Below are 24,486 nucleotides of genomic sequence, written 5' to 3'. Positions count from 1 at the left end.
CCATTTGTATTCATGCAAATGGATATCCACCACAAAAAAATCTGCTCATTCAGCGGTAAACCGTGAAGTGAGCAGATTTCAGTACTTATCGTTTAAATGTTAGCAAAAATATTTGGCTTTCTATTTCTCAGTGGATTCGTTTGCTCAACGGCATACCCTACATTTAAAATGCGTCCTTCTTTAAAGGCAGGGCCAATAATTTGTAGCCCTATTGGTAAATTCCCTTTAAAGCCACAAGGAACGGAAAGGGCAGGTAAGCCTGTTAAGTTGCTAGGGCCTGTAAAGCGAATAATATTATCAATTAAATCCACTTTTTGACCATTTAACTCTGCGAAATCATCACCAATTGTATTAGCCACAACAGGTAGAGTAGGGGTAATAAGCACATCTACCTTATTAAAAATCTCTGTAAACTCCTGTTTGATTTGACGACGTACCTGTTGTGCCTGTAAGTAATCGACTGCAGAAGGCAATTCACCGAGCTCAAAGAGTAGGCGTATATCGTCACCAAAATCTTGTGGTCTCTCTTGTAAATCGGAATGGTGTATAGCTGCCGCCTCCGAAAGGGACGTCACAAGCTCTGCCCATTCTGCATATTGTAATGAAGGAATTCGCACTACTTCCACTTTCGCACCTTGATCTACTAAGTTTTGAATACTTGCTCGAACAGCTTTTTCTATATCAGCATCCACATTTTTAAAGAAGTATTCTTCATTGATACCAATCACTAAATCCTTGATATTGCCAGAAAGCTGCTGCACGTAGTTGTCTGTTGGAACGTCAATGCAAGTAGGGTCTCGATGATCAAAGCCAGAAATGACTTCAAGCAAGCCTGCTGCATCCTTTACTGTCTTTGTCATTGGGCCAATATGGTCTAAACTCCAAGCGAGTGGGTAACAACCATATTTACTTACACGACCGTGTGTAGGTTTTAAACCAACAATGCCACAAGCAGAGGATGGAATTCGAATGGAACCAGCTGTATCCGTTCCTAATGAAGCAACACTGGCCCCTGCTGCAACAGCCGCCCCAGAGCCGCCGCTAGAACCGCCAGGGATTTTATCTAAATCCCATGGGTTGCGAACAGGTCCGTAATGAGGATTGTTATTGGTAATTCCCCAAGCATATTCATGCATGCTTAGTTTTCCAGTGAAAATTACACCAGCGTCACGAAGTTTTTCAACCACTGTCGCATCATAATCAGAAACGAAGTCCTTATGAATTTTTGAGGACATCGTTGTTATCTTATCTTTGAAATACAAGTTATCTTTTAAGGCCATCGGAATCCCGTGATACATGCCTTTATAGTGGCCTTGGAGAATTTCCTGTTCCACTTCTTTTGCCTTTGCTAAAGCTTCTTCCCTGTAAAAGGCCATATAGGAATTAATTTTAGGCTGACTTTCCTCAGCAAAATCTAAAATCGCCTTCGTTAATTCCACGGGAGATAGTGTCTTCGATGCAAGTAAGGGTGCCAACTCTTCAACGGATTTTAAATGTAAATCAGTTGTCAATATGATCACCTCCAGGAATACTACGTACCGCGATATCTGCATCATCAATCGCAATACCTTCTAAATTGCTACGAAGTGACTGCATGCCCTCCCAGCGTGTTTTTAATAGTTCAAGGTGTTCAGGTTTCGGTGTAATTCCTTTGTTCTCCAATAATTGTTGAATAGACAAGCTCATTAACAGGATCCTCCCTTGAATAATTTTTATATCTAAATAGGTTTCCCTATTAAGATCGATAGGGTAAAAACGCAAAATATTATAATAGGTAATATAAACCTATTATTACAATCATACACTAACAATAATTTATATCAAATAAATTATTTGTAATATATTTAATATTATGAAATATTTACTACGCTAATAAACGGTCAAAGTCTAGTGTGTGTGCTTGCTCTTTTTACATACGATTCACAGTCTATTTACAATCAAAGCGTACAATGAACCATAATAACCAATTGAAGAGGTGCAAGAATGGAGTCTGCTGTGGGGCAAAATATAAAAACTAGTAATATATTTTCTTTTGTTAAATATTTATATGGGCAACATCAAAGCAATACGTTATATATGAAACGTTTAAAAGCATTGAAACAAATTATTCAGCATAACGATTTACATACATATTTTCAACCTATTGTAGATTTACAGTCAAAACAAACGATGGGATTTGAAGCATTAAACCGTCCAGTTTCCTCAGCATTATTTAATAGTGTCGACCAGTTTTATGAGTTTGTTGGACAAACAGATTGTGTATTTTTATTTGAATGTTTTTGTCGAAATCTTTCCTTACAACGATTTAAGGAACGTATGCCTAACGATTTGGCGAATAAAAGCTTCTTAGTCTTTCTTAATATACATCCAAATGTATTAGTAGATAAAAATTATCATTGTGGAGAAACACTGCAATTGCTAAAGGAACTTGGCATTAAACCGCAGCAAGTCGTGTTTGAATTAACTGAGCGTAGTGTCGTGATAGATTTTGTAGAGTTTGAGCGTGTATTATCACATTATCGATCACAGGGCTATCGCATAGCAGTGGACGATGTAGGCTCAGGCTATAATAGTTTAAAAACGCTCATTTATTTAAAGCCAGAATTCATTAAATTAGACCGTTCCTTAATTCAATTTATCGATCAAAACAGCGAACAGCAACAACTCGTTACCTTATTAATGAAGTATGCCGAGCAAGCTAACACTAAAATGATTGCTGAAGGGATTGAGCGACAAGAAGAGCTGGCGTATCTGCATCATATTGGCATTCACTATGCACAAGGTTATGCAATAGGAAAGCCCGCAAAGGAAATACAATTGGGGAAAATAAGGGTGGGTGACAATGAAGATAGGGGAAGTCATTGAAAAGGTTCCATGTATTGATGAATTTGTGAAAAATAAAGAAGTAGATGTACTTTTTACAAGTAATCCTTCATTGCGTAGTATTGTTGTCGTTCGGGATGAAAAACCAATTGGACATATTACACGCACACATTTCTATCAAAAAATAGGTACTCAATATGGCTATCATTTATTTATGGGACGGCAAAATCAACTTATCATTAAAGAAAATCCTTTAATAGTAGATCGCTATACTCCAATCACTGAGGTTAGTACACTAGCGATGTCTAGACCTCCTGAAGACTTATATGATGATATCATTGTGACGAAAAATGACTTATATGACGGAATGGTTAGCATTCGTGAGTTACTGTTAAAGCTTGTTGATACACAAGTAGCTATCGCCAGTTTTTTAAATCCGTTAAGTAGTCTTCCAGGAAATACATTAATCGATGAAAAGCTAGAGGAAGCATTACAGCTAGCACACTATAGTTTGATCTATTTTGATTTAGATCATTTTAAATCCTACAATGACACATATGGCTTTAATAAAGGAGATAAAATTTTACGTTATTTAACAGATATACTAAAAAGATATATCTGTGGGGCGGAAGATTTTTTAGGACATATTGGTGGCGACGATTTTGTTGCCATCCTTCCGCATTATGAAATAGAAAAGATTTGTCAGAAGATCATAGATGACTTTGATGCCAATATTTTAAGCTTTTATGAGCTAGAGGATTTAGTGTATGTGCAGGTAGCTAATAGAGCGGGTGAGCTAGGTACTCTAACATGTACATCCTTATCCATTGCCGTTATTACGAATGAATATCAGTATTTTAACTCCGTCGAACAATTATCCAATGCGGTCACACACGTGAAAAAGCAGTGTAAAAAAATTGCAGGCAGCTGTTACCTTATCAACGAACAAAAAACCTACTTCGTTCATTAAACGATGTAGGTTTTTCATGTTGTTGAAAAAAGATCATGTCAACGGCAGAAAAAGCAAATTTGCAAGGTGAGAGGTTGATTTCCGTTCCTCCAGCGCCCTTTCCAGGGGGCGTCCGATGAGCCGCTTCACTCACTTACGCTCGCTCCAGGGTCTCATCTGTGACGCTATGAGCTGCACCCAAAATATTGGACTTAAAAATCTACTATAGGGGGTGCAGGTAGTGATTTCTGATGAACAAAAATTAGCCGCAGTTCTAGCTTACTTTGAAGAAAAAGAAAGTACGTATCAGATTGCCAATCGATTACAGAGGGATCGACAGTACATTCGATTATGGATTGAATTATATCGCTATCATGGCATCGAAGGAATTATTCGTCCTCAAGGGTTCACGAATTACGAAGATTCTTTTAAAATAAAAGTAATTCAACACCTGATAGAGACGGGCGATTCGCTCCTTCAGACTGCTGCGAAGTTTAATATTCCTTCCCGTGAAACCGTTCGGAGATGGAAAAAACAATGGATGTCAACGGCTGGTGAGGTGCTCTATCAAGTAGAAAAGGAGCGCCAATCAATGCCAAAAAAACAACCACCTTCGTCCGATTTAAATGGAAAAACAACGGATGAGTTAAAAGCCGAAATTGAGTATTTACGGATGGAAAATGCCTATTTAAAAAAGTTGAAAGCCTTAGTTCAAGAAAAGGATGCCTTCAAATCCAAGAAAAAGTAAGAGCTGTCTATGAGCTAAGGTTGGATTTTCCTCTTCAAGCTCTATTAAAAGTCGCGAAACTTAAGAAAAGTACGTATTATTATCATCTCCAAAAATGGGTAAAACCAGATAAATATCAGGCGATCAAAGAACGAATTCAGACGCTTTTTCATTACCATAAGGGGCGTTATGGCTATCGTCGTATTTGTTTAGCCCTCCGAAATGAAGGGTTTTTCATCAACCATAAAACGGTCCAACGATTGATGCAAGAATTGGGCTTAAAAGGGACGGTACGCCCTAAAAAATACCGTTCGTATAAAGGGACAGTCGGCTATGTCGCAGAGAATGTCATCCAACGTGATTTTGAAGCCACTGCACCCAATCAGAAATGGGTAACCGATGTAACGGAGTTTAAAATAAACGGTCAAAAAATCTATATATCCGCTGTATTAGATTTATTCAATCGAGAAATCGTTGGGTATGAGGTATCAAAATCACCTAATTTTGAGTTAGTTCAACAGTCTTTTAAGAAGGCGTTTACGTATACAAAGTTATCGAAAAAGAGTGGCTTAATCGTCCATTCTGATCAAGGATGGTTATATCAAATACCACGTTTTAAAGCGTTATTGGCAACACATGAAATCAAGCAAAGTATGTCACGGAAAGGAAATTGTTTAGATAATGCCGTGATAGAAAGCTTTTTTGGCATTATGAAATCAGAATTTCTATACGCAACAACGTTTAAGAACTACGAAGCATTCAAAAAAGCGTTAGTAGACTTTATCCACTACTACAATCATGAGCGGATAAAAATAAAACTCAACGGAAAAAGTCCAGTTGAGTTTCGAAGAGTTTCTTAAAAGTTCAAATTTTTGGGGTCAGTTCACTAAATCCCCTAGGAGTGACGCTGGCTCCACTACAATCAACCATTCTGCAAAGTGCCTTTACTTTTTTCATAGTAATATAGCGATTAAATAGCCCATTATTTTTAGAGGGAATAAGCTCTTATTTTCAATGTGGGGAAGTGATGTGTGACAACACCTCTCCATAAAGAGTAGTGAAGACCTTCGCCTTATTTGAAAACCTTTGCTAAAAAGGTAATACTTTTGTAGGTTGGAGTCAAGTAGCCTGCAACGGAAATCCATTTCTACCTTTCAATTGACTGTTTTGTTTTTCAACACTAAGAAAAACCTACTTCGTTCATTAAACGATGTAGGTTTTTTGTTCGTCAGTAAGGCATTTTGGGTATAGATTTTGTAGTTAATATGAACAATTTTAAAATTCTGGTAACCATTTTGTCACCAACTTCTATGTTTTTGACTAGAATATTAATACAACTGAAATGAGCAATTCTATCAAGCCTTATAGTTTAGCTGTCTATACGTTAAAAGTTAGCCTCATGAACGTTTTCGATAACTATCTACTATTCCCTTTTATAATGGCTCCTTTTACTTATTGCTAATAAATATTATTGATTTTAATTTTAAGGGCATAATCAAAGGAAGAAATCGTTTTTATTTTAGGAATTTATTAATCTTAATAAAACATACTTGAATTATAGGGATTATGGGTATATAATTCGATTACATTATTATAAAACATCTTAGGAGGCATTCCATTGTCGAATTTACAAATCATTCTTAACGTAGCAGTGTTACTTGTGTTCGTTGGAATTTTATATGTTATGAATAAAAAACACGTCAAGTTTTCAAATCGTGTTTTTGCAGGTTTAGGTTTAGGGATTGTACTTGGTCTTGGACTTCATTTTATCTATGGTATAGATTCTGAAGTGTTAGCCAAAACAACATCTTGGTACAACATTATAGGTACAGGATATGTAAAATTGCTACAAATGGTAGCAATGCCACTAGTCTTTATTTCTATTTTAATTGCCTTTACGAAAATGAAGATTGGCAAAAACTTTGGGAAAATGGCAGCTCTTATTTTAGCCATTTTAATTGGTACAACAGCGGTTTCTGCGGCTGTCGGTATTTTTTCTGCAACCGTATTTGATTTAGATGCAACACAAATTTTACAAGGTGATGCAGAAACTGCACGTGGTCAATATCTTGAAGAAAAAACAACGGGCTTAGCAGCTCCAGATCTACCAACACAAATTATCGAGCTATTCCCTGCAAATCCATTCCTTGATTTAACAGGTGCTCGTTCTACTTCAACAATTGCGGTTGTTATTTTCTCAGCATTCCTTGGTTTTGCTTATTTACGTGTGGCACGTAAGGATGAGGGGACAGCAGCTACAATTAAAAAAGGCTTAGATGCAATCTATGCCCTTGTAATGGGTGTCGTAACGATTGTCTTACGATTAACACCATACGGCATTTTGGCTATTATGGCTCGTACTGTTGCAACATCAGATTTCGGTGCGATTTACAATTTAGGTAAGTTTGTTATTGCTTCTTATGTGGCGTTATTTATTGTTTTACTAGTACACTTATTAATTCTGACATTAAGCGGATTAAATCCATTCACGTATTTGAAAAAATCTGCAGAGACATTATTATTCGCCTTTACATCTCGTTCTAGTGCGGGTACTTTACCGATGAATATTAAAACGCAAACAGGTCGTCTTGGGGTATCTGAGGGTATTGCAAACTTCTCAGGCTCATTCGGATTATCAATCGGTCAAAATGGCTGTGCTGGTGTATATCCTGCTATGTTAGCAATTATGATCGCACCAACAGTTGGCATTAATCCACTCGATCCTATCTTCATTATTACAGTTATCGCGGTAGTAGCGGTTAGCTCATTTGGTGTAGCAGGTGTTGGTGGTGGTGCAACATTTGCAGCTATTCTTGTGTTATCAGCACTTGATTTACCAATTGCACTTGCAGGTGTATTAATTTCTGTAGAGCCTTTAATTGATATGGGACGTACAGCATTAAATGTAAGTGGGTCAATGACAGCGGGTGTTACAACAGCACGTATTACAAAAGAATTGGATACAGAAATGTACAATGATAAAGAATTAGGTGCTCAAGTAGCAGATCTATAAAATCAAAGAGGCCCCTTTAAAGGTAAAACTTTAAAGGGGCTTACATTTTATATTATTTTTACATAAAAATCTTTACCATTAATTAATTCGGAAACTTCAATTTTATAATTTTGTTTATAGTAATCATAAATATTGTAGGCTAGACCAGAGTGTCCATTTAAATAGGTTCCCTTTTTAATCTCTTTCCGAGGATTATGGAAATCGAAATAGAGGCGTGCATCATTGCTCATTGTATTTAAAATAGCTAGAAATTCTTGTTCTTCAATATGAATTCCTCGTGTATAGCGGCATTCTCTGCGGTAGGTATCGTGAGCAACATTTACGGGAGAAGCTTCAAGAATCATTTCAATCTGTTTATTCAAATGATGATAGCTCCTTTCAAATTATTAGTAACGTCCGTGTGTGAACTAGTTACAAATAAGGATTTTATTAATTTTAGTATATAATTATCAGAAAATTATATCAATATTTTTCTACCAATCTTGTTGCTGTATGTCCTCTGCTATTACTTGTAAATCATAGGCATTTACGATTAAAAGAGTGTAGTCATGAGATTCCATATATTTTTCAGCAAGTCGCTTAATATATTTCGGAGAACCTTCATTTTCTTCATCGTAAATTAATAAAAGCCCATCTGTATTTTGAATAATAAATTTATCCTTCTCAACAAATTGCCAGGGTGCTTCGTATGGTTTTTTGGTCACGCTTGTAACAAAATCGGCTTGGGCAATTAATGTTTGATACTTTTCCCTTTTATGGTCCTGCCAATTTTTCTCTTGCTCTAAAAATGGTGTAATAACGGCATATTTTAAATGTGGAAATTCTTTTTTTAGCATTAAAACAACTTCAGCACTCCAAGATTCTACACCCTGCTGACCACTGATAATAACCCATTCCAGTCCTTCATCAAGTAGTGTGCGTAGACGGGCTTCCAGTGCTTTTTTTATGATGGCAATGCCAGGATGTTTATCATTAAAAATACCAAGTTCATGTGGCTTATAGCCAGTAATCATAATACGCTGTAACAACAAAATACCCCCTAAGCTGTATAGTTGTAGTTCTAGTATACAGTAGGGGGCAAATGAAAACGAATTCCATGCAATTGTCTATGAAAATGCAAGTAGTGTTAGAATCACTGCTACAGCCGCACAAATACCTAAAAACCACCATGAGTCTGTAAAGTCTTCTTTAGTGTCACTATTCATATAAAATAATTCCTTTCTTATTTGCCTACCTGTTGAGTTTTATTTTACCTGCCCAGTCCAAGACCAATTCGTCCATATCCGTAAGATTGTCTCAAATGGGCCACGTTTAAATTTCTTTAAATAGGCAAGGCTGAAAACACATTGCAAGCCATATACAACGATTCCGAATAGGATACCACCAAAGACGCCCAGTTTACCGTATAATCCGAGACCATAGCCATAAAAAACAGTTGTACAAATAATGGTTTGTAGTAAATAATTGGTTAATGACAGTTTTCCAACGCTCTCAAATGCTGGTGCAAGTAGTTGTACAGGACGTGTTTTATAAATGAGTGCTGCAAGGCAAACATAGCCAACCGCTAGTAACTGAGCGCCACCCATTAATAAGATGGAAGAAAAGGCACTTTCTATAAAACTTAGACTTTTACATACGAGCCCAATAGGAACGAGGAGAGTACCTAGCTTATACCATTTCATTTCCTTATCCATCTCCATGAAGGCTTGCTTTTTAGCAAGTGCCATACCGAAAAGGAATAGAGGCGCGTAGAACAACGGTGTAAAAATTAATAAAATGAAGAGGAAGGCTGGCTCTTCCATTCCCGGTACTTCAGCATTAGCTCGAAAATCAAAAATTTCTGAGTAGCTTCCGTTAGCGTAAACGTTATCTGCTTTTTCAATATAGGTATCTAGCTCTTTTTGTTCCTTTTTTGAAGCTTCCATAGAGCCGTATGTTAATGCCGTTGTTAGGACGAAAAGGATACTGGCCCATATAAATAGCGTTTTCGGCTTCCGATTAATAAAGGGAATCAAAAATAAAGTCATACAGCCATAAGAAAATAGAATATCGCCTTCCCATAATAAAGTGGAATGAAGTAAGCCGAGAGCAATCAAACCAGTTGCACGGCGTAAAATAGACCAGCGGCTTTTATTCTTTTTCTTGCGAATGGATTCAATCAATTTAATAAGCGAGAAGCCGAATAATATAGTGAAGATAGGCATAAATGAGCCTTCAATCACAATTTTCACAAAATATAAAGCTCCATTATCTAAGGTAGAAAGATTTTTTAATTCATCTTTGCCATACATCCCGTACTGGAAAATCAGCAAATTTGCCATTAAGATGCCAAATAAACTAAATCCACGCATCGTATCAATGAAAGTAACTCGTTTAGTTATCATTGCGTTTTATCTCCTTAATTGGTTATCTTATACATAGAATAGTGAAAAAAGCTTATGGTGAAATAATGACTACCTTAAATTAATCTTAAAAGTAGGTGAGGAAATGCAGGACGCATCAATTTTAGTGTTAGAGGATGAACGTGCCATTGCTGAAATGATTGAAATCATTTTAAGAAAAGAAGGAATTACCAATATTACATTATGTAACACAATTGAAGAAGCAAAAGATGAAATGAATACTAAAACATTTGACTTTTATCTATTAGATATCATGCTGCCAGATGGAAGTGGGCTGGATATCGCGAATAGGATTCGGGAAAAAAGTGATGCCCCTATTTTTTATTTAACTGCAAAAAGCAGTGATGCAGATAAACTTCGCGGTTTTATGAATGGCGCAGATGATTATATTACAAAACCATTTAACCCATTAGAGCTTGTAGCACGAGTAAAGGTACAGTTAGTCCGTTACATGAAGAAAAAGAGTGTACCAGAAAATCATGTATTTACTTGCAGCCGTTTTACATTTGACATTGACGCAGCAGAAATCGAGGTAGACGGGGTGAAAGAAATAATCAGTGGTCGCTTGTTTCATTTATTAAAATATTTATGTGACAATGTAGGGCAAGTGTTATCAAAAGAGCAAATATACGAGCGCGTATGGGGTGATTGCTTATTTGATGATAATACAGTGATGGTACATATAAGAAAGCTGCGAGAAAAAATAGAAAAAAATCCTGGAAAGCCGACCTGCATTATCACTGTCAGAGGTATTGGCTATAAGCTTGTTGGGGACATTTCTTCATGAAGTCTGCTGGAAAATTAACACTCCGTTTTGTGTCGTATTTCATCATATTCTATCTATTGATCATTTCAGGTTTTATTATAAGTCTGGTGTTTTTCGCTATCTTTATCAATGAACGTGTTGGTGACAATATTCATGTTATGAGCTCCTTTGAAATTGAAGATGATGCAGTTGTAGAGAAAGGGAAGACGGTTAAAATTGCTGATTATTTAGTGAAGAGAGCTGAGGAAAATGTAGGACAGCTCTATTTATTTGATTCATCCATGACAATTGTTGATTATACGGGAGATACATGTGGATTATGTGGCAAGTCAGATAATGAACTATTGGCATTGAAACAACCGGGTATGCATACGTGGGAACTGCCAAATTACTATTTATTATTTCTTCCGACTACTCCTGTCCAACCACTTTTTGAGGAGGCACTTGAAAACTGGACAGCAACAGGGAATATTTCTGCTGTAACACGGCAACGTCTAAAAGAAAATAAAGCCAGTGTTGAAATCTATGACGAGCAATGGAATCGGATTGAAGTCATTGGCGAACGCTATGAGAAGCTAAATAAGCCACAATTACTAGAGGAAAAATACGATATTTTCGAGCATGCGGAGCTGAAGCAAAGCACAGCCTTAGCCAACGATATGACATTTGTTGTGCGAATGCCTAACCCATCTTATAAGCCTTTTGAAGAGCCTTTTAATAAGGCGATGGTATTGTTCGTTTCTATCTTCTTTGGAGGGCATATTATATTGCTGTTGGGCGTTATCTTTTTATCCATCAGTATTTCACGACAATTTGTACGACCATTAGTCTATGTTATATCACGCATTGAACGACTAACTCAATTTGATTACAGTGAAATTAGTGATAAAAAAATCCATCATCAAAAAACAGGGAAGTTAAAACGGAAATTTAAACTGTTTCAACCTGTAGAGGAGTCACTCAATCATCTATCTGAACGACTTGATTCAAATGAAAGGCAAATCAAGCATGCAGAGCATTTACGTGAGGAGTGGATAACAGGCTTATCGCACGATCTAAAGACCCCGTTAAGCTCCATTTATGGCTATTCCACTATGCTTGCATCTGAGGAATATGAGTGGACAAAGGATGAGATGCGTATTTTTGCACAAACCATGCAAGAAAAGGCGACATACATGGATGCACTCATTCAGGATTTAACCTATACGTACCAATTAAAAAATAAAGCGATACAGCTGGATAAAGTGTTATTACCGCTAGCCATATGGTTACCACAATTTGCAGATGAACAGGTATGTGTAAAGGTATATGGTGATGTGTTGCTGCAAGCAGATGAGCTTTTACTTAAGCGGATTATGGATAATTTAATAACTAATGCGAAAAAGTATACGCCTGAAGGCACGAAGGTCGTTGTGGAGGCACAACATACTGGTAAAGAAGTAATGCTAACCATTGCTGACCAAGGCCCTGGTATTCCGCAGGAGGAGCTCGATAATCTATTCGAACGCTATTATCGAGGAACGAATACGACAGATGATACAACAGGAACAGGGCTAGGACTAGCCATTACGAAACAGCTCATTGATTTACACAATGGCACAATTAGTGTTCGTTCAGGCCAAGATGGAACCATCTTCGTTCTAAAATTCCAATGTCACTAGTGTTAGATTCGATTTCTAGAGAGGAATGCTCTTGAAGGACGAGGCTTATTAAACAGAGTAAAGAGGTATCAAAGTGTTTTATTTGATACCTCTTTTTGTTTTATTTATTTTTCGTACAACGCTCGGCTGGCTGTTCAATTTTAACATAGCGCCATAAGTTATTAGCGATATCGCGCGCTTCTGCGATATGTTCTGTGCCAACGAATGCCTTACGGAAAGGAGTAAGAAGTGATTCGATGATAAAAAGCTTTGGTTTTTCGCGCTGTAGCTCTTCTAATAAGAATTGAGCATATTCCAAACCTTCCATTGTTTCGTTGTTCGACAAACCCTTTGTAAAGCCTTGTAATTGTTCGATAACCATTTCTTTTGTAACGGTTTTATAGTTCACCACATTTTGAATGGTATTGATCATTTCAACACTCACGATGATTTCTTTCGACTCAAGCATCGTGGGTATAATTACGCTAATATTACGCAATGCTACACGTACAATAGCTTCTCGATTGATATATTTATAATCGGCAATAAAGACAGCACGTAGAGTGAGGTTAATCATCCCAAGTGTTTGGACAGCACATTCATAGCTAATTGGGCTAATCTCTTCGCCAAAAACTTGTACTAGTCGGCTGGCTAGCCATTCTAATTCTTGTAAATGGTAGTTAATAATGATTTTCTTTAGTTCTTTATCTCTTGATTGGAAGACGGATTCGAAAATCTGTATTAAATTATGTTCACGATTGACATACATGAGAACAGCGACTTGCTGTGTCAATACTTCTAAATCTGTAGGGTCTTTACCATAGATAAGCTCATGACGACGATTACTAGCTTCTTCACGCCCTTCATCCAAAATGGCGATTAAGCATTCGTTTTTCGAAGTAAAGTGATTATAAAATGTACCTTTTGAGATTTTAGCTGCATTGATGATGTCATTAATCGATGTATCTAGAAAACCCTTTTCAATAAAAAGTTCACGTGCTGCTGTAATAATCTGTCTTTTTCTTTTGTTCATAACCTCACCTTTTTTATATTATTATACTCTTATTCTACACTTAAAACCCTTGCATATCAACGTTTATAAAAAATATAAACTTATTTGTTGAAAAAAGTAGACTACGAGTATAAAATAAGTTTTATCGCAAAACACAAGAAAGAATTGAGGGATATAAATGAATAGTGAGCAAACAATGAAAAAGCCCCCTTATGGCATGATAGCTATTCTATTTGTGGGTGCTTTTGTTGCTTTTCTAAACAACACATTGTTGAATGTGGCATTACCAACAATCATGAAGGATTTTGGGATTACCTATTCAAAGGTACAATGGTTAGCAACAGGGTATATGCTCGTGAGCGGTATTTTAGTGCCCGCTTCAGCATTCTTTGTGACACGCTTTAAAAATAGACATCTATTTATAACAGCGATGTCCATCTTTACAATCGGTACAATTATGGCAGGCTTTGCGCCAAACTTTGGTGTGCTGCTAGCAGGTCGTATGGTGCAAGCAGCTGGGGCTTCTAGTATGTCACCACTTTTAATGAATGTTATGCTAACAAGCTTCCCGAAAGAGAAGCGTGGAGCAGCGATGGGGATCTTTGGTTTAGTAATGATCATGGCGCCAGCAATTGGTCCTACATTATCAGGCTACATTGTGGAGCATCATGATTGGCGTATGCTCTTCCAAATGATTATTCCATTTGCAATAATTAGTTTATTATTTGGTGTGTGGAAACTAAGAAACGTGATGGAGACACGTGAAGTTCACTTAGATTTCCCTTCAGTCCTTTTATCAACAGTTGCATTCGGTGGTATTTTATACGGCTTTAGTACAGCGGGGGATAAAGGCTGGTCAAGTCCATGGGTATATGGAACAATTACAGTTGGCTTCATCGCTTTAATAATTTTTATCATTAAGCAGTTGAAAATGGATGAGCCACTTCTGGAATTACGTATTTATAAATACCCAATGTTTGCTTTAGGGTCTGTCATCTCAGTTATTATCTCTATGGCGATGTTCTCAGGGATGATTTTAACACCAGCATATGTACAGTCTATTCGTGGTATTGAACCATTTGAGGCTGGTTTAATGATGCTTCCAGGGGCACTTGTTATGGGGATTATGTCACCAATCACTGGTAAGCTTTTCGATAAATTTGGTCCTCGAGTGTTGGCCATTATTGGCTTAACAATCACAACAATTGCAACATTTGGTTTAACAAAATTAGAAATTGATTCAAGCTACACATATATCGTATCAATGTATACAATTCGTATGTTTGGTATGTCGATGGTCATGATGCCAATTATGACAAACGGTTTAAATCAACTACCACAAATTATGAATCCTCATGGTACAGCTATTAACAATACATTACAGCAGGTATCAGGAGCAATCGGTAGTGCGATTTTAGTTACATTTATGAATAATCGTACAAAAGCAAAAGCAGAAGAATTAATTGTAGAAGCCAAAGCGAATGCTGCACAATCAGGAGCGGCACCTACAGCAGAGCAAATGCAACAAATGCAAGATCAGATTATGCAAACTGCCTTATTAGATGGTATTACACACTCCTTCTTAATTGCAGCGGGTATAACAGTGATTGCAGTAGTACTTGCCTTCTTCTTAAAACGTGTAAAAGTTGAAAGCACAGCAGCTTCAATGGATTTAAAAAAACCAACTAAATAATGAACAGAACCCCCTTTATAGGTAAAACATTTACCAACGAAGGGGGTTTTTTATATGTTTATTTGAAAAAAAATTTTAGGATTGTTGTTATTTTTCATCATTTTATTTTATATGATAATAATAATTTACAGAAAATTTAGATTTTTATATAATGAGGTGCTTTCGTGGTAGATGCATATATCAATGACTTAGTGAACGAAAAGGAACTGCCAGGAGCTGTATTAATTGTTCAACAGCAACAAAACAGGCTATTAACAGGCAGTTATGGAGCCTATACAGCTGAGGATGGTAGCAAGCAAGCTATTGTAAATCATACGCTGTTTGATTTAGCTTCCTTAACGAAGGTTGTAGCTACAGTACCAGCTATTTTACTGCTGATAAGTCGAAATCAATTAACATTAAGAGAGCCTGTTCAAACATTTTTGCCTACATTTCATTACCCAGATATAACGATTCAACAGTTATTACAGCATTGCTCAGGGCTACCGGCAGATTTAACACCAGTGGTAGAGCGGAATCACAGACGTGACATCATGCAGGAGATAATGGCAAGTGAAGTAGTGTGTCAGCCAAATAAACAGGTGGTATATAGTGATTTAGGCATGATTCTACTAGGAAAGGTGATTGAACAGGTTACTGGGTGTTCATTCAACAGTTTTGTAGAGCAAGAGATTTTTAAGCCATGGGGCATGCACCATACTCGTTTTCGATTGCAGGAGCAACAAAGAAGGCTTGCGGCATCAACTGAAATGTTTGCAGGGAAATTTGTTCAGGGGATTGTTCATGATGAAAAAGCTCTATTACTCGATGGGGTTGCTGGGAGTGCAGGCTTGTTTTCGTGCGCAGAGGATTTAGCAAAGTATGCGGAAATTTTTTTAGGGATCAGGCAACAAACGGTTATTCCATATGAATGGATGGAGCTTACCTATACAAAAACATTCAAAAATAGGGGACTTGGTTTTGAAGTATGGAGAGGGGACGATACATCACTTTGTTTTGGTAGGAGGTGGAGCAAGAACTCATTTGGTCATACAGGATTTACAGGCACGAGTATTTGGATGGACCCTATTCAAAAAGCATTTGTTATTTTCTTAACGAATGCGGTGCATTATGGGAGAAATATAAAGCTGCGAAGGATTCGGGAGAAGCTTCATACGATGATTTATGAAAAATTACTGATATGAAGGGTGGATCTGTTGGTATGAGACAAAAGAGTAAATGGTTATTGCCGTTTCTTTTATTACTCGTTGTAGCTTTAGTAGGCTGTAACACCGATAAGAAATCAACGAACGCAACTACATCTGGTAAAGAAGACGGGCCGAAAACAGAAGAGGTTTCTCTAACAATAGGGAGTTGGCGGACAGAAGATGTTGCCAAATATGAAAAAGTAATTGCTTTATTTAATGAACAACATCCTGATATACACATTTCCTTTAACCCAACTAAAAATACAGAATATAACACAGTCCTCAATACAGCATTACAAGCGGGGGAAGGACCAGATATTTTCCACTTGCGTCCATATGCAGCTGGGTTGAAGCTTGCAGAGGCGGGTTATGTTGAGAAAATAAATGACTTAAGCGGTTTGCGTGCATATCCTGAAGAGGCATTAATGGCTTCACGTGATGAACAAGGGAATCAGTATGGTGTACCAATTAATTTAAGCTCAACGCAATTTTTCTATAATAAAAAGATTTTTAAAGATAATAATCTCGAAGTTCCTACTACATGGGGTGAATTTATAGCCTTAAATGATCAATTATTAGAAAAGGGCATTACACCCATTGCAATGGGTACAAAAGAAGGCTGGTTATTATCGTTGCTACACGGTATTGTGGGCCCCGCTATTTATGAAGGAAATGATTTCTATCAAGCAGTGCTTACGGGAGAAAAGGATTTCTCAGACGCTCAGTTTATCGAATCTATACAAGTGATGAACGACTTGAAAAAGTATTTTCCAGCTAATTCAGAAGGCTTGGGAATGGATGATATTCGTACATTGTTCGCTTTAGAGGATGCAGCGATGTTCCCGCTCGGTAGCTGGGAAATTCCTGTTGTCTTAGAAATGAATCCAGATTTAGATTTAGGGTATTTCCCGATTCCTTCAAAAGAAGGTCATAAAACAGTGACAACTTGGGTAGATGGTTCATTTGCGATCAATGCAAATTCAAAAAATAAAGAAGCAGCTAAAGAATTTTTAGCGTTTTTAACAACAAAGGAATTTGGTGAACTGTTTGTGAGGGAATTTTCTATGATCAGTGCTATTCCTGGCATTACTTCTGATGACGCCTTGCTAAATGACATTAGTAACTCGACTGCTAATGAAGCAACACCATATATGTGGGTGACTAATTTTACTGGTGGGGACCCGACAACAAAGAGCTTGCTTGAGAGTGAGCTACAGGGCATGTACTTAGATCAGGTAACGCCTGAAGAGGTAGCCAAAAAAGTACAGGAAAACGCTAAAGCTTGGTTTACGCCCTTTCAGCAATAAGTAATGTATTAAGATAGACCCCTGAAACTTCACTAAGGTGTATAGGGGTCTTGTTGTCTCATTATGATTAAAGGGGGCTGTTCAGCATGAAAGAATCTACAGCTTCATCGTCAAGAAAGAGGAAATCGTGGGCAAAATGGACAATACATCTTTTCCCAATTCCTGCACTAATAGTATACGGAATGTTTGTACTTTATCCGATAGTAGCAGCTTTATCCTATAGTTTTTTTGAATGGAAAGGGATGGCTCGTGGCGGTTTCATTGGCTTCCAAAATTTTGTGACGCTTTTTACGACAGAACCTTATAGCTCCATGTTTTGGAACGCCTTCAAACATAATGTCCTGTATTTTGTTTTGCAAATGGTAGTGATGAATGGATTAGCATTCTTTCTTGCATTTATTATCTACCAAAAAGTTAAGGGAGCGGCGTTTTTTAAGGCGGCTTTCTTTCTACCACGATTATTATCAGTAATCGTAGTAGGTTTCTTATGGAAGCTCATCTTAAATCCTAATTTTGGTACCTTAAATGTTATTTTAGAGAAATTGGGTCTTGAAACCTTACAAAAGGCTTGGCTTGGAGATCCTGGAACAGCTTTAATAGCGATTATTTTAGTGAATTGTTGGTTTGGGCTTGGTTTTGGCGTTTTAATATTTTTAGCTGGCTTTCAAGGAATTCCAAGTGAGTTAGTTGAAGCAGCAAAATTGGATGGTGCCAAAGGCTTTACATTATTACGCACTATTTATTTGCCATTAATGGTGCCATCTATTATGATCATGGGAATTTTAACGTTTATCCAGTCCTTTGAGGCATTTGAGCTTGTATATGCGATGCAGGGCTCCATGGGAGAGCCATATTATTCTACAGATACTTTAGCTGTATTTTTCTATCGCTTGGCATTTGGTAGCTCTACAGCTTCTGGAGCGACAGCTATTGGGCTAGGTTCTGCGCTAGCAACGGTACTATTCCTATTTATTTTAGTTTGTACCACGGTATTTTTACGCCTGGCCAATAAAAGGGATGTCCAAATGTAGGGGGTGAATATAGTGAAGCAAGGTGCAATATGGGTTCGACCTTTTTATTATCTTGTGGTATTTATGGTGGCGACCATTAGTTTATATCCCGTTTTGTTAATGATTTTATCTTCATTTAAAAAAAGCGTGGACATTTACAAAAATCCATTAGGCTTACCAACTAGCTTTAGCTTAGAGACTTACCGTACATTATTATCTAAAATCCCATTTACAACGTATTTTTTAAACAGTCTGTTTGTCAGCGTTGTATCTGTTGTATTGATTGTTGTTGTTTGTTCATTGGCTTCATTTTATATTGCTCGCTTTCAATTTTCTTGGAATCATGCATTGTTTTTTATTTTTTTATTAGGCATGATGATCCCTATAAAGCTAGGTATTGTACCGCTCTTTATTTTAATGCGTGATTTAGGATTAATTAATTCCTTATGGTCTTTAATTTTGATGAATATGGCGACAGGCATACCATTATCCATGCTGATCTTAACAGGCTTTTTTAAAACGATGCCCTATGAGCTGGAAGAGGCTGCCCGTATAGATGGGGCAGGAAACTTAAGAGTCCTTTGGCATGTGGTATTACCGTTAATGAGACCGGCACTTGGAACAGTCGTCATTATTAACTTTATCGCTGCATGGAATGATTTTTTCTTCCCGCTTATTTTTATTACAGAGAAAATGAAACGGACGATACCTGTTGGAATGATGTCACTCTTTGGGGAACATTCCGCAGATTGGGGCTCGCTGTTTGCAGGCCTAACATTAGCATCATTACCAATGATCCTATTATTCTTCATTGCTTCAAAGCAATTTATGGAAGGGCTGACGGCTGGTGCTATTAAATAGACAATACATTATTGCGGTAGATGGAGGCGGAACGAGAACTCGCGCAGTAGTCGGAACGAAAGAAGGAGAAGTGCTGGCAGTTGTTGAAGGAGCCGGAACAAATATGAAGGCGACACCACCAAACGTGGTAAGGATACAGATTGAGCATCTACTAGCCCAGTTATTACAAAAGATAGCTGCGACAAAGAGTGATGTTTCGACTGTGTTCTTATGTGTGGCAGGAGGAGATCGACAAGTAGATAAAGTCCGCTGGGAGCAATGGATTGGTTTCATTTTCCCTGCTAGCTCTTGTAAGGTAACGATCACCAATGATGCAGTAGCGGCTCTTACTAGCGGTACATTTACCCAGCAAGGGCTCGTTGTAATAGCAGGCACAGGCTCCATTGTATACGCTGTCAGGAAAGATCATCAAGTTAGTCGTGTTGGAGGATGGGGTTATTTATTTGGAGATGAAGGCAGTGGCTACTATATTGGGCAAGAGGCATTGCGTGAAATTGCTCAGCATTATGATGTTTTTGGCATGAATGGAGATGTCTTTACTGCGGCCATTTTAGAGCAGTTAACATTAACAAATCCTACTGACATCATTACCCATGTTTATGAGCATCCACAACCACGTGTCCTCATAGCCTCTATAGCTCGGACGGTGTTAAGTTTAGCTGAACAACAGAATGATAAAGCAAAGAATATTATCGAACAGGCTATTCATCATTTAGTGCAATTCCTCCAAACGATGCTGAAAAAAGAACCACAAGTGAAAAATTGGCCTATTGTCATATGTGGAGGTTTATTTGAAAATCTTTATTTTAAGCAATGTTTTCAAGAGACATTACGGCTAGCAACTAGGCATAATCGGCTCATACAACCTGAAGTGCCACCTGTTATTGGTGCTTTCATTAATGGGCTTTTGAGTGAGGGGATTCAAATGACAGAAGCTTTACAGCAAACGGTAAAGGGAACTTGGATGAGCATCTATGAAAAGAGCGCGGGAGGGATTTAAATTCAATGGAACGCATGACAAAACTGACGACTGAAGGCTACCATCCAGATACGACAAATCTAGATTTAATGTCCACTGCTGAAATTGTAAAGCTGATGAATGAAGAGGATAAAAAAATACCGTTAGCCATAGCCAAAGTTTTACCTGAGATTGAACAAGCTATTACAGCTACTGTTCATGCACTGAAGAATGGTGGCCGTTTATTTTATGTAGGTGCAGGGACGAGTGGGCGAATTGGTTTGCTTGATGCAGTGGAATGTCCGCCCACATTTAGTACCTTACCAGCGCTTGTACAGGCAATATTGGCTGGTGGGGAAGAGGCAGTCATGATTGCCGTAGAAGGAGCGGAGGATGATCTGTCATTAGGCGAAGCAGAATTAAAGAAACGACAGCTAACAAACCGCGATGTAGTGATTGGAATTGCGGCAAGTGGTAGAACACCTTTTGTGAAGGGGGCATTAATATACGCGCAGCAAATAGGAGCGAAAACCATCAGCTTAGTTAGTAATTCTCATTCTGCCATTAGTCAGTATACGGACATTGCGATAGAGGTGATTACTGGTCCGGAAATTTTGACAGGGTCTACAAGATTAAAGGCTGCCACTGCCCATAAACAAATACTGAATATGATTACAACAGCCACAATGATCAAGCTTGGCAAAGTCTATAAAAATTTAATGGTGGATGTCCATGCTAGTAACTTTAAATTGCGAGAGCGAGCCAAACAAATAGTTTGTGATGTGACAGGTGTTGCTTATAGTCAGGCTGAAAGTGTTTTGGAGCAAACTAATTTTCAAGTGAAGCTATCGATTGTGATGCTACTGACGAATACAACAATAGAAGAAGCAACGGAATTACTAGCCCAATCCGAAGGGCATGTACGTAGAGCAGTGGAATGAAGAAAGTTTTGATGCGAGATGTGAATGGAAACCTCCATTCAACAAGAGATGAGGATGGAAGAATGGACAAAATAAATGCTGGCTTAATTATGCTTGCAGAAATGCGAGAGAAGCTACCTCCTTCAGAAAAAAAGGTAGCGAGCTTTATTTTAGACTACCCAACACAGGCAATTAAAATGACTGCGGTTGAATTGGGAGAAGCAAGTCATACAAGTAGTGCGGCTGTCATTCGTCTGTGTAAATCGTTAAATATAAGTGGTGTTCAAGAGCTGAAATTACGTATCGCTGGTGATTTACAACATACGAAAACAGTAGATCGGGATATTGAGGCAAATGAAGCATTGCCATCGATTGTAGAAAAGGTGACGATGCAAAGTAGTGAAATTTTGGCACAAACAGCTAATTTAATAGATATAGTTGAATTAGAGCGTGCCGTCACTGCTTTATCACAAGCTCGTAAAATTATATTTTTTGGAGTGGGTGCTTCAGGTATAGCAGCAATGGATGCAGATCAAAAATTTTCAAGAATCAATAAAAATAGTAGAGCTTTTATGGACCTACATTTAGGAGCTACAGCGGTAGTCAATGCACAGGAGGGAGATGTCGTAGTGGGCATTTCCTTTTCTGGAGAAACACATGAAGTGGCTAAAATTCTTGAGATAGCTAGGGAAACACCGGCAACTACAATTAGTTTAACGCGCTATGGTAGTTCTTTAGCAGCTAGTTTAGCGGACATTTGCTTATATGTATCTCCAAATGTTGAAGCTACTTTTAGAAGTGGTGCAACCTCCTCACGCCTTGCCCAACTACTCGTCATTGATATTTTATTTATGGGAGTCGTGACGAGTGCCTATGAGCAGACAGTTGACTATTTAGACGAAACACGTTCAGTCATTCAAGGGCTGCATAAAAAAGTGGCGAAACGAAAAAATAAAATAAAGTAAACGAAGGCGATCTATTATCCCATAGTATCGTCTTCGTTTTTGGTTTCGATTCAGCTGTAGTCGACGCCTTCCTCTAGAGTGTATGCTTAAAGGCGCTCTTCTGTTTCAGGGTCAAAGAAGTGGATTTTTTCCTCCCTCATGACAAAGGAAACCCTATCGGATGGGTGTGAATTATTGTCAGCCTGTACGCGTGCAATGAAATTTTGATTGTTTAAAGAACAATAAAGATAAGTTTCTGCACCTAGTAATTCAGTAACATCAATAGTTGCCTTAAAAGCAAAGGGAGAAACGACATCCGTAATTTGTAAATCCTCAGGACGTATACCCATAACAATCTCTTTCCCAAAATAATTTTTTTCCTTTAACAATGGTACGTACATGGATGGGATAGGGAAGCTCTGCTCTCCTAAAAGGATCTCTGTTTCTGTAAGGTGGCAATGGAATAAGTTCATGGATGGTGAACCAATAAAGCCTGCCACAAACATGTTATGAGGTGTATTATATACTTCCTTTGGCGTCCCGATTTGTTGAATAAGACCATCCTTCATCACGACGAGGCAAGTAGCCATTGTCATAGCCTCTGTTTGGTCATGCGTAACATAGATTGTAGTTGTTTGAATTCGTTGATGGAGTTTCTGGATTTCAGCACGCATTTGCACACGTAATTTGGCATCCAAATTAGAAAGAGGTTCATCCATTAAAAATACTTTAGCGTCTCTAACAATAGCTCGACCAAGTGCCACACGCTGACGTTGTCCACCTGATAAAGCTTTTGGCTTTCTTTTTAAATAATCCTCTAAACCTAATATTTTAGCAGCCTCTTTGAAGCGGTGATCTATTTCCTTTTTATCGACCTTTCGGAGCTTTAAGCTAAACGCCATATTATCATAGACTGTCATATGTGGATATAAAGCATAGCTTTGAAATACCATGGCAATACTACGATCTTTTGACTCCACATCATTCATTAGGACATCATCAATATAGAGTTCTCCTTTTGATATGTCCTCTAAGCCAGCAATCATACGCAAAGTTGAGGTTTTTCCACAGCCAGATGGACCTACAAACACAATGAATTCTTTATTATGAATATGCAGATTGAAATCAGTTACAGCCTGAATATTTTTATCGTAAATTTTATAGATATGCTCTAACCGTAATTCCGCCATAATATACACCCCTTTGTAAGACATAATTTTATTGTAAATAACTTCAGCACAGAGTGATAGAGAAACAGTGCACAGTGTTGAGGCCATTAATTGTGCAGTTAACCTAAAGTGATTCTAAGAAAATAATTGCGAAATAAACATCTAGTCGATGAGAAAAATGCCGAATGTCCTTTTGCGTCAATAGCTGAAATTTTTCTAAGCGATTTTGTAGTGTATTGCGATGCATATACATTTTTTTAGAAGCTAATGTGATATTCCCTTCATATTCAATCAATTGCTTTATCGTATGGAGTAATTCAGGCTGAGAGGTGGCACTTTTTAAGACAGAGGAAATAAAAATCTCCTTTTCATGTGACTCTATACGCTGCATGACATATGGCACTAAAATCTCCTGCTGTGTGAGTACATGCTTTGGTGTATAGGTCCAAATAAATTGTTGAAGGTGGACATACCAGCTAAATCGCTCCTTAGTCGTCGTTACGTCTGGTATAACATCAGATACGAAAATCTTAAAATGAGCCTGTAAATCCTCGATTAATGGATCAAGATAATGAGCAAAATTTAATATTTCATCACCCTTAATACATTCGATTATGACAAATAATTGTGGATGTATGGATAGCATGAAAATATCTTTTCCTAGTAAAGCTTCAAAGATTGTGCGGAGTAATGCAGGTGCTGTAAAATCTTTGTCGAAGTGAAGAAATAACAAACGATGTAGAGGAAGGATAGATGGAGCAATATCCGTTAGGTCTGTTAAATAATCTAGCCAAATCCTATCGTAGTCATGTGGCAAGGCAATGGGATCTGAGAAAATTTGCAACAGCTCAAATTCACTTTGTGTCACGGTATGTGCTGGAATTTCATAAAGATGGTTGTCAAAATTAAATACATAGTTTCCGTCTGTTTTACCTGAAAAGGGGGTTAATAATGGGAAGCGTTGCTGTAGTTTTTGAAGGTTCATTTATGCCACTCCTTTATTTGAATGGAGAGTAATAAAGTTAAATTAGTATAATTATATGATGAAATGTTTATAGTATTAATAGAAAAAACACGGATGTTAGCAAGTATGATAGTCATACTT

Annotated in this window: 23 protein-coding genes; 15 read left to right on the top strand and 8 right to left on the bottom strand. The window is 37.6% G+C overall.

Annotation, left to right across the window (positions count from 1 at the left end; all coding sequences use genetic code 11):
• Positions 1 to 92 precede the first annotated feature (92 nt).
• Positions 93 to 1,511: an amidase gene (locus CRI88_RS20415; protein ID WP_036121982.1), complete on the bottom strand. Its 1,419-nt coding sequence runs from the start codon at positions 1,509 to 1,511 to the stop codon at positions 93 to 95.
• Positions 1,501 to 1,686 carry a hypothetical protein gene (locus CRI88_RS20410; protein WP_009373346.1) on the bottom strand — a complete coding sequence of 62 codons (186 nt, stop codon included), beginning with the start codon at positions 1,684 to 1,686 and terminating at the stop codon, positions 1,501 to 1,503. Before CRI88_RS20410 ends, CRI88_RS20415 begins: the two co-directional genes overlap by 11 nt.
• A 297-nt stretch (positions 1,687 to 1,983) precedes the next feature.
• On the opposite strand from CRI88_RS20410, the gene CRI88_RS20405 reads away from it, so the two are divergent.
• The 5 genes from CRI88_RS20405 to CRI88_RS20385 all read left to right on the top strand — a co-directional run bounded on the left by CRI88_RS20405 (position 1,984) and on the right by CRI88_RS20385 (position 7,512).
• On the top strand, positions 1,984 to 2,865 hold the full coding sequence (locus tag CRI88_RS20405) for an EAL domain-containing protein (protein WP_101966983.1): 882 nt from the start codon (positions 1,984 to 1,986) through the stop codon (positions 2,863 to 2,865).
• Complete coding sequence (locus CRI88_RS20400) at positions 2,843 to 3,793, top strand: GGDEF domain-containing protein (RefSeq protein WP_058845218.1); 951 nt, start codon at positions 2,843 to 2,845, stop codon at positions 3,791 to 3,793. Before CRI88_RS20405 ends, CRI88_RS20400 begins: the two co-directional genes overlap by 23 nt.
• Positions 3,794 to 4,013: 220 nt before the next feature.
• Complete coding sequence (locus CRI88_RS20395; RefSeq protein WP_180957783.1) at positions 4,014 to 4,520, top strand: helix-turn-helix domain-containing protein; 507 nt, start codon at positions 4,014 to 4,016, stop codon at positions 4,518 to 4,520.
• Positions 4,505 to 5,359, top strand: a complete 855-nt coding sequence (locus CRI88_RS20390; protein ID WP_145991322.1) for an IS3 family transposase — start codon at positions 4,505 to 4,507, stop codon at positions 5,357 to 5,359. Before CRI88_RS20395 ends, CRI88_RS20390 begins: the two co-directional genes overlap by 16 nt.
• 758 nt (positions 5,360 to 6,117) lie before the next feature.
• Positions 6,118 to 7,512 carry an L-cystine transporter gene (locus tag CRI88_RS20385; RefSeq protein ID WP_036118167.1) on the top strand — a complete coding sequence of 465 codons (1,395 nt, stop codon included), beginning with the start codon at positions 6,118 to 6,120 and terminating at the stop codon, positions 7,510 to 7,512.
• 47 nt (positions 7,513 to 7,559) lie between these two features.
• Here CRI88_RS20385 and CRI88_RS20380 read toward each other — a convergent pair whose 3' ends face one another.
• The 3 genes from CRI88_RS20380 to CRI88_RS20370 all read right to left on the bottom strand — a co-directional run bounded on the left by CRI88_RS20380 (position 7,560) and on the right by CRI88_RS20370 (position 9,896).
• Positions 7,560 to 7,874, bottom strand: coding sequence for a hypothetical protein (locus CRI88_RS20380; protein ID WP_036118164.1), 315 nt, complete (start codon positions 7,872 to 7,874; stop codon positions 7,560 to 7,562).
• Between the two features lie 111 nt (positions 7,875 to 7,985).
• The gene (locus CRI88_RS20375; RefSeq protein ID WP_371327994.1) at positions 7,986 to 8,525 is read right to left on the bottom strand and encodes an SLOG family protein; all 540 of its coding nucleotides are present in this window, start codon (positions 8,523 to 8,525) and stop codon (positions 7,986 to 7,988) included.
• Between the two features lie 231 nt (positions 8,526 to 8,756).
• The gene (locus tag CRI88_RS20370; protein WP_101966982.1) at positions 8,757 to 9,896 is read right to left on the bottom strand and encodes a DUF418 domain-containing protein; all 1,140 of its coding nucleotides are present in this window, start codon (positions 9,894 to 9,896) and stop codon (positions 8,757 to 8,759) included.
• Positions 9,897 to 9,999: 103 nt separating this feature from the next.
• On the opposite strand from CRI88_RS20370, the gene CRI88_RS20365 reads away from it, so the two are divergent.
• Positions 10,000 to 10,701, top strand: coding sequence for a response regulator transcription factor (locus CRI88_RS20365; RefSeq protein ID WP_101966981.1), 702 nt, complete (start codon positions 10,000 to 10,002; stop codon positions 10,699 to 10,701).
• Positions 10,698 to 12,341: a sensor histidine kinase gene (locus CRI88_RS20360; protein ID WP_089934951.1), complete on the top strand. Its 1,644-nt coding sequence runs from the start codon at positions 10,698 to 10,700 to the stop codon at positions 12,339 to 12,341. The genes CRI88_RS20365 and CRI88_RS20360 overlap by 4 nt, the downstream gene beginning before the upstream one ends.
• A gap of 100 nt (positions 12,342 to 12,441) precedes the next feature.
• Here CRI88_RS20360 and CRI88_RS20355 read toward each other — a convergent pair whose 3' ends face one another.
• A complete protein-coding gene (locus CRI88_RS20355; RefSeq protein ID WP_036118149.1) occupies positions 12,442 to 13,353 on the bottom strand; it encodes a TetR/AcrR family transcriptional regulator in 912 nt (303 codons plus the stop codon).
• Positions 13,354 to 13,510: 157 nt separating this feature from the next.
• Here CRI88_RS20355 and CRI88_RS20350 point away from each other — a divergent pair, with 157 nt between their 5' ends.
• From CRI88_RS20350 to CRI88_RS20315, 8 genes are all read left to right on the top strand, one after another.
• Positions 13,511 to 15,025 (top strand): DHA2 family efflux MFS transporter permease subunit, encoded by a 1,515-nt coding sequence (locus tag CRI88_RS20350; RefSeq protein ID WP_036118147.1) that lies wholly within the window; start codon positions 13,511 to 13,513, stop codon positions 15,023 to 15,025.
• A 164-nt stretch (positions 15,026 to 15,189) separates the two neighbouring features.
• Positions 15,190 to 16,209 (top strand): serine hydrolase domain-containing protein, encoded by a 1,020-nt coding sequence (locus tag CRI88_RS20345; protein WP_101966980.1) that lies wholly within the window; start codon positions 15,190 to 15,192, stop codon positions 16,207 to 16,209.
• Positions 16,206 to 17,519, top strand: a complete 1,314-nt coding sequence (locus tag CRI88_RS20340; RefSeq protein ID WP_180957830.1) for an ABC transporter substrate-binding protein — start codon at positions 16,206 to 16,208, stop codon at positions 17,517 to 17,519. The genes CRI88_RS20345 and CRI88_RS20340 overlap by 4 nt, the downstream gene beginning before the upstream one ends.
• Before the next feature lie 86 nt (positions 17,520 to 17,605).
• Entirely contained in the window at positions 17,606 to 18,550 is a 945-nt protein-coding gene (locus tag CRI88_RS20335) for a carbohydrate ABC transporter permease (protein ID WP_058844868.1), read from the top strand.
• Between the two features lie 12 nt (positions 18,551 to 18,562).
• Positions 18,563 to 19,390, top strand: a complete 828-nt coding sequence (locus CRI88_RS20330; protein ID WP_101966979.1) for a carbohydrate ABC transporter permease — start codon at positions 18,563 to 18,565, stop codon at positions 19,388 to 19,390.
• The gene (locus CRI88_RS20325; RefSeq protein WP_101966978.1) at positions 19,377 to 20,390 is read left to right on the top strand and encodes an N-acetylglucosamine kinase; all 1,014 of its coding nucleotides are present in this window, start codon (positions 19,377 to 19,379) and stop codon (positions 20,388 to 20,390) included. The genes CRI88_RS20330 and CRI88_RS20325 overlap by 14 nt, the downstream gene beginning before the upstream one ends.
• 5 nt (positions 20,391 to 20,395) lie before the next feature.
• Positions 20,396 to 21,289 carry an N-acetylmuramic acid 6-phosphate etherase gene (gene murQ / locus CRI88_RS20320; protein WP_036118138.1) on the top strand — a complete coding sequence of 298 codons (894 nt, stop codon included), beginning with the start codon at positions 20,396 to 20,398 and terminating at the stop codon, positions 21,287 to 21,289.
• A 62-nt stretch (positions 21,290 to 21,351) separates the two neighbouring features.
• Positions 21,352 to 22,233: a MurR/RpiR family transcriptional regulator gene (locus tag CRI88_RS20315; protein ID WP_101966987.1), complete on the top strand. Its 882-nt coding sequence runs from the start codon at positions 21,352 to 21,354 to the stop codon at positions 22,231 to 22,233.
• 86 nt (positions 22,234 to 22,319) lie between these two features.
• On the opposite strand, the gene CRI88_RS20310 is transcribed toward CRI88_RS20315, so the two are convergent.
• On the bottom strand, positions 22,320 to 23,402 hold the full coding sequence (locus tag CRI88_RS20310) for an ABC transporter ATP-binding protein (RefSeq protein WP_101966977.1): 1,083 nt from the start codon (positions 23,400 to 23,402) through the stop codon (positions 22,320 to 22,322).
• Between the two features lie 103 nt (positions 23,403 to 23,505).
• On the bottom strand, positions 23,506 to 24,366 hold the full coding sequence (locus CRI88_RS20305; RefSeq protein ID WP_058844870.1) for a PucR family transcriptional regulator: 861 nt from the start codon (positions 24,364 to 24,366) through the stop codon (positions 23,506 to 23,508).
• Between the last annotated feature and the right edge of the window lie 120 nt (positions 24,367 to 24,486).

The organism is Lysinibacillus fusiformis, assembly GCF_002845985.1.
Lineage (GTDB): Bacteria > Bacillota > Bacilli > Bacillales_A > Planococcaceae > Lysinibacillus > Lysinibacillus fusiformis_D.
The sequence above is the reverse complement of the archived record's forward strand: the minus strand, read 5'-3'. Positions and strand labels throughout refer to the sequence as shown.